The 13,427-nt window shown below is 38.7% G+C and carries 12 protein-coding genes and 2 tRNA genes; 11 read left to right on the forward strand and 3 right to left on the reverse strand.

The genetic code is table 11. From position 1 onward, the window contains the following. The first annotated feature begins 38 nt into the window (after positions 1–38). From lpdA to GA0116959_RS01430, 9 genes are all read left to right on the forward strand, one after another. Entirely contained in the window at positions 39–1,472 is a 1,434-nt protein-coding gene (gene lpdA, locus GA0116959_RS01390) for a dihydrolipoyl dehydrogenase (RefSeq protein ID WP_092717575.1), read from the forward strand. A 184-nt stretch (positions 1,473–1,656) separates the two neighbouring features. Further along, positions 1,657–2,823, forward strand: coding sequence for an ADP-forming succinate--CoA ligase subunit beta (sucC, locus tag GA0116959_RS01395; RefSeq protein WP_092717578.1), 1,167 nt, complete (start codon positions 1,657–1,659; stop codon positions 2,821–2,823). Between the two features lie 13 nt (positions 2,824–2,836). After that, positions 2,837–3,727 (forward strand): succinate--CoA ligase subunit alpha, encoded by an 891-nt coding sequence (gene sucD / locus GA0116959_RS01400; protein ID WP_092717581.1) that lies wholly within the window; start codon positions 2,837–2,839, stop codon positions 3,725–3,727. A gap of 484 nt (positions 3,728–4,211) precedes the next feature. Further along, positions 4,212–5,120 carry a sulfate adenylyltransferase subunit CysD gene (gene cysD, locus GA0116959_RS01405; RefSeq protein ID WP_171250383.1) on the forward strand — a complete coding sequence of 303 codons (909 nt, stop codon included), beginning with the start codon at positions 4,212–4,214 and terminating at the stop codon, positions 5,118–5,120. A 46-nt stretch (positions 5,121–5,166) separates the two neighbouring features. After that, a complete protein-coding gene (gene cysN, locus GA0116959_RS01410) occupies positions 5,167–6,783 on the forward strand; it encodes a sulfate adenylyltransferase subunit CysN (protein ID WP_092717584.1) in 1,617 nt (538 codons plus the stop codon). Positions 6,784–6,864: 81 nt separating this feature from the next. Further along, entirely contained in the window at positions 6,865–7,815 is a 951-nt protein-coding gene (locus GA0116959_RS01415) for a DUF4238 domain-containing protein (RefSeq protein ID WP_092717587.1), read from the forward strand. A 138-nt stretch (positions 7,816–7,953) separates the two neighbouring features. Further along, a complete protein-coding gene (locus GA0116959_RS01420; RefSeq protein ID WP_092717590.1) occupies positions 7,954–8,946 on the forward strand; it encodes an NAD(P)H-quinone oxidoreductase in 993 nt (330 codons plus the stop codon). A gap of 211 nt (positions 8,947–9,157) precedes the next feature. After that, positions 9,158–9,364 (forward strand): hypothetical protein, encoded by a 207-nt coding sequence (locus GA0116959_RS01425; RefSeq protein WP_092717593.1) that lies wholly within the window; start codon positions 9,158–9,160, stop codon positions 9,362–9,364. Positions 9,365–9,531: 167 nt separating this feature from the next. Next, a complete protein-coding gene (locus tag GA0116959_RS01430) occupies positions 9,532–10,440 on the forward strand; it encodes a helix-turn-helix transcriptional regulator (protein WP_092717596.1) in 909 nt (302 codons plus the stop codon). Between the two features lie 138 nt (positions 10,441–10,578). Here GA0116959_RS01430 and GA0116959_RS01435 read toward each other — a convergent pair. Together GA0116959_RS01435 and GA0116959_RS01440 are read right to left on the reverse strand one after the other, a co-directional pair. Next, positions 10,579–10,664, reverse strand: a tRNA-Leu gene (locus GA0116959_RS01435). Positions 10,665–10,676: 12 nt separating this feature from the next. Then, positions 10,677–10,750 (reverse strand) — tRNA-Cys (locus tag GA0116959_RS01440). Between the two features lie 151 nt (positions 10,751–10,901). Between GA0116959_RS01440 and folD the strand changes: the two genes are divergently transcribed. Then, positions 10,902–11,750 carry a bifunctional methylenetetrahydrofolate dehydrogenase/methenyltetrahydrofolate cyclohydrolase FolD gene (folD, locus tag GA0116959_RS01445; RefSeq protein WP_092717600.1) on the forward strand — a complete coding sequence of 283 codons (849 nt, stop codon included), beginning with the start codon at positions 10,902–10,904 and terminating at the stop codon, positions 11,748–11,750. Between the two features lie 272 nt (positions 11,751–12,022). Then, the gene (locus GA0116959_RS01450; RefSeq protein ID WP_092717603.1) at positions 12,023–12,691 is read left to right on the forward strand and encodes a class I SAM-dependent methyltransferase; all 669 of its coding nucleotides are present in this window, start codon (positions 12,023–12,025) and stop codon (positions 12,689–12,691) included. Positions 12,692–12,718: 27 nt separating this feature from the next. Here GA0116959_RS01450 and GA0116959_RS01455 read toward each other — a convergent pair whose 3' ends face one another. After that, complete coding sequence (locus GA0116959_RS01455; RefSeq protein ID WP_092717606.1) at positions 12,719–13,144, reverse strand: hypothetical protein; 426 nt, start codon at positions 13,142–13,144, stop codon at positions 12,719–12,721. Between the last annotated feature and the right edge of the window lie 283 nt (positions 13,145–13,427).

Below are 13,427 nucleotides of genomic sequence, written 5' to 3' on the forward strand. Positions count from 1 at the left end.
TTAAAAAGAGGACTTAGGGAGAAAGAATGGGGATAAAAATGTCTCAACAGTTTGATCTTGTTGTTATTGGCGGTGGGCCAGGTGGTTATGAAGCGGCAATTCGTGCTGCTCAACTTGGTTTTAAAGTTGCTTGTATTGAAAAACGCATTCATAAAGGCAAACCATCTTTAGGTGGTACTTGTTTGAATGTAGGTTGTATTCCTTCTAAAGCTTTACTCGATTCTTCTCATCGTTATGAAGATACTGTTCATCATTTAGATGATCACGGTATTCATACAGGCGAAGTCGCTTTTGATTTGTCTAAAATGCTTGCGCGTAAAGACAAAATTGTTGACCAATTGACTATGGGTATCGATGGCCTTCTAAAAGGTAACGGTATCGAGTGGTTAAAAGGTACGGGTAAATTACTTGCGGGTAAAAAAGTAGAATTTGTATCTCACGAAGGTGAAACTCAAGTTTTAGAGCCTAAGTATGTCATCCTTGCAACGGGTTCTGTGCCAATCAATATTCCTTCTGCTCCTGTAGATCAAGATGTGATTGTTGACTCAACTGGCGCACTTGAATTCCAAGAAGTACCTAAGCGTTTAGGTGTGATTGGTGCAGGCGTAATTGGTCTAGAGTTGGGTTCGGTTTGGCGTCGTTTAGGTGCTGAAGTTGTTGTATTTGAAGCAATGGATGCATTCTTACCAATGGCTGATAAAGCCTTGGCAAAAGACTACCAAAAACTATTGACTAAACAAGGTATGGATATTCGTGTTGGCGCTAAAGTTGCTGGTACTGAAGTCAATGGTTCAGAAGTGACTGTTCAATATACCCAGGGCGGTGAAGACAAAACTCAAACTTTCGATAAATTGATTGTTTGTGTGGGTCGTCGTGCCTATGCTGAAGGTCTATTGGCTGATGATTGTGGTATTAAACTGACTGAACGTGGTTTAGTTGAAGTGAACGATTGGTGTGCAACTTCTGTTGAAGGTGTATATGCAATTGGTGACTTAGTACGTGGTCCAATGCTTGCACATAAAGCAATGGAAGAAGGTGTGATGGCGGTGGAGCGTATTCACGGTCATGCAGCTCAAGTGAACTATGACACGATTATTTCTGTCATCTATACACACCCAGAAGCGGCGTGGGTGGGTTTAACTGAACAACAGGCGGTCGATAAAGGTCACGAAGTGAAAACTGGTCAATTCGGTTTTGCTGCAAATGGCCGTGCTATGGCTGCTGGTGAAAATGCTGGTTTCGTGAAGTTTGTTGCTGATGCGAAAACTGACCGTCTATTGGGTATGCACGTGATTGGACCTGCTGCATCTGATATTGTACACCAAGGTATGATTGCACTTGAATTTGTATCTTCTGTTGAAGATTTGCAATTAATGACTTTTGGTCATCCAACCTTCTCTGAGGTGGTGCATGAAGCTGCTTTAGCAGTGGATGGACGAGCGATCCACGCGATTCAGCGTAAACGAAAATAACAAAATGGAGCGGCTTAGGCCGCTCTTTTTCTATTTGATGGTTGTATTTATTTGAATAATCATCTAAAAATAAAGATAACAAGTTTTAAAACGTTTTAAAAAAATGCCAATACTGCATTGACGGATGTCGGGGTGTTGGTGGGTCATAACAAAGTGAAAAAGTAGTAAATAAAAAGGTCTTTTAATGAATTTACATGAGTATCAAGCCAAAGCGTTATTAAAAAAATATGGTATGCCTGTTCAAGAGGGTGTACTTGCGACCAATGCAGATGAAGCAGTAGCAGCATTTGAGCAACTCGGTGGAAAATTTGCCGTTATGAAGGCTCAAGTTCATGCTGGCGGTCGTGGAAAGGCCGGTGGCGTAAAAGTCGTAAAATCTGCTGAAGAAGCTGCGGAATATGCAAATAGTATCATTGGTACGCGTTTAGTCACTTATCAAACTGATGCTAACGGTCAACCAGTAAATAGTATTTTGGTGGCTGAAGATGTCTATCCTGTAGAACGGGAATTATATCTGGGTGCCGTGGTTGATCGCTCAAGTCGTCGTGTCACTTTTATGGCATCCACTGAGGGTGGTGTTGAAATTGAGAAAGTAGCAGAAGAAACGCCAGAAAAAATTATTAAAGTAGAAGTGGACCCTTTGGTTGGGTTATTACCATTTCAAGCGCGTGAAGTCGCTTTTGCTTTAAATTTAAAAGATGGTCAAATCAATCAATTTGTTAAAATTATGACGGCAGCTTATCAAGCATTTGTTGAAAATGATTTTGCATTGTTCGAGATTAATCCGCTTTCAGTCCGTGAAAATGGCGATATTTTGTGTGTCGATGCCAAAGTAGGAATCGATTCAAATGCACTTTATCGTATCCCTCAAGTTGCCGCATTACGTGACAAATCTCAGGAAAACGAACGTGAGTTAAAAGCGTCTGAATTTGACCTTAACTATGTTGCGCTAGAAGGTAATATTGGTTGTATGGTGAATGGTGCTGGGCTTGCAATGGCAACTATGGACATCATTAAGTTGTACGGTGGCCAACCTGCTAATTTCTTAGATGTGGGCGGCGGTGCAACGAAAGAACGTGTGATTGAAGCATTTAAAATTATTCTTGCAGATACTTCTGTTCAAGGGGTTTTAATCAATATCTTCGGAGGCATTGTGCGTTGTGACATGATTGCTGAGGCTATTATTGCAGCGGTTCAGGAAGTAAATGTAACTGTACCTGTCGTGGTTCGACTAGAAGGCAACAATGCTGAGTTAGGTGCAAAATTACTTGATGAATCAGGTTTGAAATTAATTTCTGCAAACGGTCTGTCTGATGCTGCGGAAAAAATTGTTGCTGCAGTGAAAGCGTAAAGGAGTATCAATCATGAGCGTATTAATTAATAAAGACACGAAAGTATTGGTACAAGGTTTTACTGGTAAAAATGGTACCTTTCATTCAGCACAAGCCTTGGATTACGGTACTAAAGTCGTGGGTGGCGTAACACCAGGAAAAGGTGGTCAAGTTCATCTAGATTTACCCGTATTTAACACCATGAAAGATGCAGTGAGAGAAACCAAGGCAGATGCTTCGGTTATTTATGTTCCTGCACCTTTTGTTTTGGATTCAATTATTGAAGCAGTAGATTCTGGAATTGAGCTGATTGTCGTCATTACCGAAGGTGTGCCGACTTTAGATATGCTTAAGGCTAAACGCTATTTAGAAACCTATGGTAATAATGCACGTCTTATTGGGCCAAATTGTCCAGGGATTATTACCCCAGGCGAATGCAAGATAGGCATCATGCCAGGACACATTCATCAGTCAGGTAAAATCGGGATCATTTCTCGTTCTGGTACACTGACTTATGAAGCTGTTGCTCAAACGACCAAACTGGGTCTAGGCCAGTCAACCTGTATTGGTATTGGTGGTGATCCGATTCCAGGCATGAATCAAATTGACTGCTTAAAACTATTCCAAGAAGACCCACAAACAGAAGCCATTATTATGATTGGTGAAATTGGTGGAACCGCGGAAGAAGAAGCTGCTGAATATATTCAATCTCATGTGACCAAACCTGTAGTCGGTTATATCGCAGGCGTAACTGCACCGAAAGGAAAACGCATGGGACATGCAGGTGCAATTATTTCTGGAGGTAAGGGAACAGCTGAAGAGAAATTTATTGCATTTGAAAAAGCTGGAATGGCATATACCCGAAGTCCCGCAGAATTGGGTTCAACGATGTTCCAACTTTTAAAAGACAAAGGCTTGGCTTAATTAAATTAAAAATAAAAAACCTCATCATTGAATGGGGTTTTTTATTTTCATTAATTACGGCAGGACTATCCATTAAGGCCTCACTAAAAACTAGCCGTGCTTTCATCTTGAGCCAAAATTTTGGTGATATGGTTTAATGATTAATTTAAAGTGAGCATTTAAAATTTGAAATAAATTTGCTTTAAGATAGTATTGAGTGAGAGAAATGTATAAATAATAAATATCAGAAAGTGAAGCAAAAAATACCGCAAATGATTCCTTCTAAAAATAAATTATTCAAGGATGATTGATGATAAAATAAAAACATCTCTTAAAAATCAGTCATCAAAACTTATACTTATTATTTAAGAAACTTTATATGACAATTTTGCATATCAATATAATAAAACAAGCAATAGTAGTGATAACTAAATCTTTATAATGAATATATATTTTTAAAAGTGTAATAAGTACACGTCGATCTGATCTGGTGTTGTCAATGTCCATAAATAAGGAAAGACTTACTCATCTCAAGCAACTTGAAGCTGAGAGTATTCATATTATCCGTGAAGTGGCTGCCGAATTTGAAAATCCGGTGATGTTGTATTCTATCGGTAAAGATTCTGCAGTCATGCTACATCTTGCCTTGAAAGCCTTTTATCCTGCAAAACTTCCTTTCCCATTATTGCATGTCGATACAGGCTGGAAGTTCAAAGATATGATCACATTCCGCGACAACATGGCGAAAACCCATGGTTTCGATTTGATTGTGCATCAAAATAAAGAAGGCAAAGATGCTGGAATTAATCCCTTTGATCACGGCAGTTCAAAATATACAGATATTATGAAAACCCAAGGCTTAAAACAAGCATTGGATAAGTACAAATTTGATGCAGCCTTCGGTGGTGCGCGTCGTGATGAAGAAAAATCACGTGCGAAAGAACGTGTATATTCGTTCCGTGATACGAAACATCGTTGGGATCCTAAAAATCAACGTCCAGAACTTTGGAATCTTTATAACGGTAAAGTAAACAAAGGTGAAAGTATTCGTGTGTTCCCATTATCAAACTGGACTGAGCTTGATATTTGGCAATACATTTACTTGGAAAGCATTCCATTGGTACCTTTGTATTTAGCTGCAGAACGTCCTGTAGTTGAACGTAGTGGTACACTCATTATGGTTGATGATGAACGTATGCCTTTAAAAGAAGGTGAAGTTCCACAAATGAAATCGGTACGTTTCCGTACTCTAGGATGTTATCCACTGACAGGTGCAGTTGAGTCAACAGCCAACACCTTGCCAGAGATTATCCAAGAGATGCTACTTGCGACCAGTTCTGAACGTCAAGGTCGTATGATTGACCATGATGAAGCAGGCTCGATGGAAAAGAAAAAGCAAGAAGGTTACTTCTAATTTTTCGATCTAAAACCGATTTCTAAGCATTTGTGGAGTTTGAGCAATGTCTCATCAATCTGAATTGATTAGCCAAGATATTTTGGGCTATTTAAAACAACATGAAAATAAAGACTTATTGCGCTTTTTAACGTGCGGTAATGTTGATGATGGTAAATCGACTTTAATTGGTCGCCTGCTTTATGACTCAAAATTGATTTATGAAGATCAATTACAAGCGGTGACTCGTGACTCGAAAAAAGTCGGTACAACGGGCGATGCACCAGATTTGGCGTTACTTGTAGATGGTTTACAAGCTGAACGTGAACAGGGTATTACCATTGATGTAGCGTATCGTTATTTCTCGACGGAAAAACGTAAGTTTATTATTGCGGATACGCCAGGGCATGAGCAATATACACGTAATATGGCAACAGGTGCGTCGACGTGTGACCTTGCAATTATTTTGATTGATGCGCGTTATGGTGTCCAAACCCAAACACGTCGTCATACATATATTGCCAGTTTGCTGGGAATTAAGAATATTATTGTTGCAATCAACAAAATGGACTTGGTGGAATTCTCTGAAACACGTTTTAATGAGATTCAAGCGGAATATGCAGGTTTCGTTGCTCAATTGGGTGATCGTAAACCAAGCAACATCATCTTTACGCCCATTTCTGCATTAAATGGCGATAACGTGGTGAATGTTTCTGAACATACGCCGTGGTACACGGGTCAAACTTTAATGGGTTCGCTTGAATCTGTTGAAATTAACCGTGATACAGCACAACGTGATTTCCGTTTCCCTGTGCAATATGTCAACCGTCCGAATCTTGATTTCCGTGGTTTTGCGGGAACGATTGCGTTAGGCGAAATTAACGTCGGTGATACCGTTGTCGCATTACCTTCAGGTAAGTCTTCAACAGTGAAAGAAATTGTCACTTTTGATGGCAATCTTGAACATGCATTTGCTGGTCAAGCAGTGACATTAACGCTCAATGATGAAATTGATGTTTCACGCGGTAATATGTTGGTACGTGCAGATCAAGGTGTTCCGACCATTTCACGTTCTGTAAAAGCGACTGTGGTGTGGATGGCGGATCACGCACTTGTGCTTGGTAAGTTGTATAACATCAAAATTGGTACGCAAACTGTTCCTGCGAAAGTGACTGCTATTAACTACCGTACTAACGTGAACACACTTGAGCAAATGCAAGTAGATCATCTTGATTTAAATGCGATTGCCAATGTAACTGTTGAATTTGATGCACCAGTGGTATTTGATCGTTACCAAGAGAGCCGTTATACGGGTTCATTTATTTTCATTGATCGTTTAAATAACGTAACGATTGGTGCAGGTATGGTGGAAGAGTCTGTTGAGTGGTCTGCACATAGCAACCCTGTGACAGCAGAAGATCGTGCAGCACGTTTGGGTCAAAAACCTGCGTCTATTACTGTATCAATCAAAGCTTTGGAATATGCACAAGCACTTGAGAGTTTATTGCTTCAACAAGGGATTGTGGCAATTGCGAAAACTGATTTAGATGCTGCGCAAGTTGCATTACTTCGTGAAACAGGTATTGCAGTGATTACCTCTGTGACTGAAGGTACAGATGTTGTGTTTATGCAAGAAGCAGTTGAAGAGCTTGCTGAAAAAATTGTGGAATTGGTTCGTTTATAAGAGTGAGCTGATTCACAAGAAACCCACCTACTGGTGGGTTTTTTGTTTATCATATTTCAAAATAAAAAATTGAGCAAAATTATGAAAATGGATGGCGTGGCAATTTTACAACATTATGTACCGCAGTTTCTTTTAAGAAGTTTTAAAAAAGACCATACTAAAAAAGATCAAATTTATGTTTTGGATAAGATCAGAAAAAAGGTTTACCCATCAAACATTAGAAATATGGCGGGGGAAAGGTATTTCTATAATTTTAAAAATAATGGGGAAGTACAAACCTTTGAAAAATACCTATCTAAAATAGAATCAGATGTAAAAAATATTATAGATAAAATAATAAAAAATAAAAAATTAAGTATTTTGAATGATAAGGAAAGACAGTTAATTAGTGAATATATTTGCATTCAATATATAAGAACAAAAAATCATAGAGAGTTAACGAAGAATTTAATTTTACAGGTTGCGGAACGCTTTAAAGGGCTGGGTATAGCGGGAATAGATAATTTTTCAACTGATGGAATTGATGAAAAAGTAAAAAAAATGTCAATATTGCATATGCTTCAACTTTCAAAAGAGCTTTTACCGTATTTTCAGATAAAAAAATGGTTTTTATTAAATTCATTGGAACATAATTTTTGTATTGGAGATACTCCAGTAGTTTTAAGAAATTCGATAATAAATCCGATGTTTGGAGATCCTGATTTGGGTTTAGCATCAGTAGGTGTGGAAATTTACTTTCCAATCAGTCCATGTATTTGCATAGTTGCTATATGTCCAAGTTTGATGAAGGATTTGGAACGGGCTAGATACTTTCCTAATTATGATTATCCTGGTATGACAATTTTAGGTGCTATTGAGAAAGGAGGATTTTTTAATGTAAATCAAAATTATGTGGAAAGAATTAATCAATTACAATTTTTTGACTCTGAACAATTTTTGTTTTCAAAGGATGAGAAGAGTCTAGAATTTTTCCATAGGTTGACTATAGATAAGCAAAAAGTAATTGTAGGGGAGCGGTTAAGGCTTTACTAACTATAAACATTAAAAAATGCTAAATTTTTTATAAATACCATCTAATTATACATAAGTCCGAGCTGACTTCATTCCTTTCGCGATCTATGTTCAAATAAGCTTAATAAACTTGAAAAGTAAAGGATAAGGAAAGCAATCATGTCACAAAAAATTATGCAGCAAGTCATCATTACCGAATCGGGTGGCCCAGAAAAATTAGCTTATGAAGCGGTCGCTATTCCAATTGCACAAGCAGATGAAGTTTTAATAAAAGTACATGCCTTTGGAATCAACCGTCCTGATATCTTGCAACGTCAAGGTTTATATCCAATGCCTAAAGGTGTAACACCTGTACCGGGCTTGGAAGTGGCAGGTATTGTGGAAGAAGTGGGAAGTGATGTCACTAAATTCAAAGTGGGTGACAAAGTTTGTGGTCTAACCAATGGTGGTGGTTATGCAGAATATTGCGTCGTGCCTGAAAGCCAAACATTGAGTATTCCTGAAGGTGTAAGCTTTACTCAAGCCGCAGCGATTCCCGAAACCTTCTTTACTGTTTGGGCGAACGTCTTTCAAATGGGGCAAGCCAAAGAAGGGGAGACCGTACTTATACATGGCGGAACCAGTGGTATTGGTACAACTGCGCTTATGTTGTGTAAAGCATTAAGCATTAAAACTTTCGCAACGGTAGGTACTGATGAAAAAGTACAATCAATTTCACATCTAACCACGGCTATTAATTATAAAACTCAGGACTTCGAGCAAGTCATCAATGAGAAAACAGAAAATGCAGGTGTTGATGTTATTTTGGATATGGTGGGTGCACCTTATTTAGAGAAAAATTTAAATTTGCTGCGTCGTGATGGGCGTTTGGTCTATATTGCTTTTTTGGGGGGGCGTAAAGCCAAAGAGATTAATCTGGGACATATCATGATGAAACGTTTGACCATCACGGGTTCGACGATGCGTGCACGTTCTACGGCTGAAAAAGCTGAAATTGCTCAAGGCCTAGAAGATACTGTTGCGCCATTTTGGGCGAAAGGGGAATGCTTACCCATGATTTACAAGACCTTTAAATTTGATCAAATTCAAGCTGCACATGCATGCATGGATACGGGTGAACATGTGGGCAAGATAGTGGTAGACATTATATAAAAGAGGTGGGCTAGAAAAAGAAAAGCTGAGTGATACTTGGCTTTTTTAATTGAAAAGTATGATAAAAAATCAAAAAAATCTAAATGTTGATAAATAGTGATCACTATTCGACACAACCTGTCAAAAGTGTGGTGTACATTCACTCTAGATTAAACCTGACTGATTTATTTGGTTTTCTGGGTTAAAAGTAATACACACTAGAGGGTAGAGCGTGAAAATAGTATCGACATCATATACGCGTGCACAAGGTTTTCGAGCACTTAAACGTTTGCACAAGGCTATTATTTATAACCGTATATTACATGTTGATTTGCATAAAATGTACAAAGCATTGATTCATTTGGAACGTTATATGGAACGTTTAAATCAGCAAAAATCTGCAAAAAAAATAAAAGAAAAAAAATTTGATTATGAATAGACAGAAGTGTCTGTATTTTTTAGACTGAATTAGGGGAACTGAAATAATTATAATTAGTTTTAAATTACTTTATTTTAGTGAATAAGATGTCGTCACTAATTTAAAAATGGCAGATTCAACCTGTATTGGTTAAAAATAGTACATATACAAATGTACAGTGAGGGAATATGAAGCGTATTGCTTCAACGCATGAGCGCCTTGCAGAGCGTTTAGCAAATATATTAACCAAATTAAATGTGGGATATCAACTGGGTGTAGTTGAATTGGCTCAGGAATTTCAGGTGAGTACACGAACAATAGAGCGAGATTTTGATCGCTTGAATTCATACTTACCTTTAATTCAGGATGAAAATAGTAAGAAATATTCACTTGACCCTCTATATTTAGGGCGTTTTAAGTTGCAAGATATCCAAAATTTTGCTCAACTTTCAGGGATGAGTGAGCTCTATCCTTCTTTAAATATGTCTTTTTTACGTGGTTTATTGGATGAGCGTGCCAGTCAGGTTTTCTCTGCAAAAGGTTATTATTTTGAAAATGCGGCACAATTTGCTGCACATTTTCAAGTTCTTGCAGAAGCGATTCAACAACGTAAGCAAATCCATTTTACTTATAATAACAGGCCACGTTCGGTATATCCTTATCGCTTAATTCATTATCAAGGCAATTGGTATTTAGCTGCCACGGCTGAAGAGGAATTGCGTGCCTACCGTTTAAGTAAGATCGATCACGTGACGCAACAAATGGCCACACAATTTGAACATGATCCTGATATTTTAGCGCAACTTGAAGATGATGAGGGGATTTGGTTTGGTAGAAATAAGCAGGACGTGTTGGTTTCAGTTCGTCCAGAAATGGCATTGTATTTTAAGCAGCGTCACTTGCTTCCTGAGCAGACGATAGAGGAAGAAGATACAACTGGAGCACTACTGGTTCGTTGTCAAATTCGCCATGAAATGCAACTTTTACCTTTAGTGCGTTATTGGATTCCCTATATTAAAATTATTCATCCATCACATTTTCAAGAAAAATTAGAACAGGACTTAAAACTGTATTTATCTGCGCCTTTTTTAGGTTGAATCAAGCACATATAAAATCAGGGGGTGATAAGCTCTCTTTTTTTATAGTCATTGATTATTTAAATTTATGAGTTCTAGACATAAAAAAACCAGCATTAAGCTGGAATTTTTATTGCACCATTTTAAAAAGTATTAAAATGGTGCCCGAGGCCAGACTCGAACTGGCACGCTTTGTGGGCGGGGGATTTTAAATCCCCTGTGTCTACCGATTTCACCACTCGGGCATTGTACAAGATTGGAGGCGGAGGTCGGAATCGAACCGGCGTACACGGAGTTGCAGTCCGCTGCATGACCACTCTGCCACCCCGCCATCTCTTGTGTTGCACATATTAGCAATCTTTGAAAAAAAAACAATACTATAAATCGTGTAGATGCACATAAATTCGGCATATAGAATAAAATTGAGCAAATAATCATGTATTATTTGCGAAATTGATTCATATCTACTTTGGAGATGTGCCGTGGCATTAGTTTTAGATGGTCGTGCATTGGCGAAAAACATTGAAGCTGACTTGTTAACACGTGTAGAAGCGTTAAAAGCCAAAACAGGTCGTACCCCGATTCTTGCAACCATTTTGGTCGGTGATGATGGTGCATCTGCGACTTATGTACGCATGAAAGGCAATGCTTGCCGTCGTGTGGGTATGGATTCACTTAAAGTTGAGTTAGGCAAAGAAACAACAACTGAGCAATTATTGGCAGAAATTGAAAAACTCAACGCCAATCCAGATGTTCACGGGATTTTATTGCAACATCCTGTACCTGAACAAATTGATGAGCGTGCATGTTTCGATGCAATCTCGCTAGCAAAAGATGTCGATGGTGTAACTTGCTTGGGTTACGGCCGTATGGCGATGGGTGAGGCCGCGTATGGTTCAGCAACACCTGCGGGCATCATGACGATTTTAAAAGAAAATAAGATCGAAATTGCAGGTCTACATGCAGTGGTTGTTGGACGCTCTGCAATTTTGGGTAAACCTATGGCTGCGATGTTGCTGCAAGCCAATGCAACCGTAACGATTTGCCATTCACGCACCAAAAATCTTCCAGAACTTGTAAAACAAGCGGATATTATTGTCGGTGCGGTAGGTAAAGCTGAATTGATCCAAAAAGACTGGATTAAACAAGGCGCTGTGGTGGTCGATGCCGGTTTCCATCCACGGGATGGTGGTGGTGTGGGTGATATTCAGTTAGTGGGTATTGAAGATGTGGCTTCTGCCTATACACCTGTTCCGGGTGGTGTAGGGCCAATGACCATTACCACGCTGATTCGTCAAACGGTTGAAGCTGCTGAAAAAGCTTTAGGTTAATTTTTATAAGACTCCAAAATCAGTTTTATATTGGTTTTGGAGTCGTGATATCGTCATTTGCTGCTGTTCGAGGCAGGACTAAATTCGATAAAAATGTTTCTGCGAAGTATTAAATAAATGATGGTTTCAGTCGAGTTCAGCAAATGGCAATGGTTTTGCCTACTTTTGTCGAAACAAAAGTAGGTCGAACCGAAGGTTATGCACATCATGCGTCTTAACGTGTAAGACCCCGTCGTGCGTTTATTAAAAAATTCAACAAATATAAAGTGTCCATGACCTGTACTTTCCAATTTCCTCAAGCACCCGAGCATCTGCTCAAAGCCTTGCATGAGGTGATTCCAAATTGTGAGCTTTTAGCTCAGCAACTTCCTGAGACACCCATTTCACTGTGGCTCATTCCACCCGTATTCCCAATCGATCGCTTGGATGATGAAGTCATTCGTCGTATTTGGAATGATACACCGTATTGGATTTTTTGCTGGGCATCTGGTTTAGCCATGGCGCAGTGGTTGTTGGCCGAGCCACATCATGTTAAAGATAAAGTTGTTTTAGACTTTGGGGCCGGTTCTGGAGTGGTGGCAATTGCTGCGAAAATGGCAGGTGCAAAACGCGTGATCTGTTGTGATATCGATCAGGTAAGTCTAGACGCTTGTCGTGCTAATGCAGGGCTGAATAATGTTGAACTCGAATATTTAGAGGATTTATATCAAGCTGAGCAAGTCGATGTGCTTCTAGCTGCGGATGTACTCTATGATCAATGCAATCGATATTTCTTGGATGAATTTTTAAAATTCACATCAGAGGTGTGGGTGGCAGATAGTCGAGTGAAAAACTTTAGTCATCCAAAATACCAAAAACTAGAGGAACGTAGTGCCACGACTTGGCCCGATTTGGATGAATCTAAAGAGTTTCGGAATGTCAGTTTTTATAAGACGCTGTAAATTGCATCCTAATTTTTTAATAATCGATTAAGAACAAGTATAACGAACCACGCGTAATGTACTTGGACGTGCATCTAAAGCCTGTCGAGTCGCGTAATCTTCGCTATTATGTAAATCAGGGGTATTGCTTAAGCCAATACTGGTTCGGCTTTGTCCAATTTGACGACCAAACTTTTCAGTCTGTAGGGCAGGATTCGCAATTTCATTGGTGCTTAGAATATTTATTGTATATTGCTTATTCATCCCTAAAACTTTTTGACAAGCCCGCTGTAATTTAGTCTCGTCCATATTTTGATTTTGACGTCCTGCCAATGTGTAGGCTAAGGTTGCTGAATTGCTAGATTGATTTTCAATTTGATAACCGACATTGCCGTTATATGGGCGCGGGGTACTTTGACAAGCGGCTAAACCCAGTGCACTAACTACAAATAAAAATAAAATATAATTTTTCATCAAGTACTTCCTACTATTCTTTGGTTTAGTATCGCATAAATTAACGATTACATCGCTTGAAAGCAGCCTCAATTTTCTAATCTGTATTTGAAATGATGTAATAAAATATATAAATCATTTTTTTATTTTCGTTTTCGAAAAATTACGAATATACTTTGGATGTTTTGTTACACAATACGGCCTAAACTCTTTATTGATTGAGTTGGTTATGTGGTGGCGTCATTAGGCATCGATTATATAAAAGAAAAGGACGTTTTATTATCGGGCTGTTTTTGCGTATTTT

Source organism: Acinetobacter albensis (assembly GCF_900095025.1).
In the GTDB taxonomy this organism is placed as follows: Bacteria; Pseudomonadota; Gammaproteobacteria; order Pseudomonadales; family Moraxellaceae; genus Acinetobacter; species Acinetobacter albensis.

Coding starts and splice junctions, on each gene's coding strand:
- lpdA (WP_092717575.1), top strand. CDS start 39: ATGTCTCAACAGTTTGATCTTGTTGTTATTGGCGGTGGGCCAGGTGGT.
- cysN (WP_092717584.1), top strand. CDS start 5,167: ATGTCTCATCAATCTGAATTGATTAGCCAAGATATTTTGGGCTATTTA.
- GA0116959_RS01415 (WP_092717587.1), top strand. CDS start 6,865: ATGAAAATGGATGGCGTGGCAATTTTACAACATTATGTACCGCAGTTT.
- GA0116959_RS01450 (WP_092717603.1), top strand. CDS start 12,023: ATGACCTGTACTTTCCAATTTCCTCAAGCACCCGAGCATCTGCTCAAA.
- GA0116959_RS01455 (WP_092717606.1), bottom strand. CDS start 13,144: ATGAAAAATTATATTTTATTTTTATTTGTAGTTAGTGCACTGGGTTTA.
- GA0116959_RS01430 (WP_092717596.1), top strand. CDS start 9,532: ATGAAGCGTATTGCTTCAACGCATGAGCGCCTTGCAGAGCGTTTAGCA.
- GA0116959_RS01420 (WP_092717590.1), top strand. CDS start 7,954: ATGTCACAAAAAATTATGCAGCAAGTCATCATTACCGAATCGGGTGGC.
- sucD (WP_092717581.1), top strand. CDS start 2,837: ATGAGCGTATTAATTAATAAAGACACGAAAGTATTGGTACAAGGTTTT.
- sucC (WP_092717578.1), top strand. CDS start 1,657: ATGAATTTACATGAGTATCAAGCCAAAGCGTTATTAAAAAAATATGGT.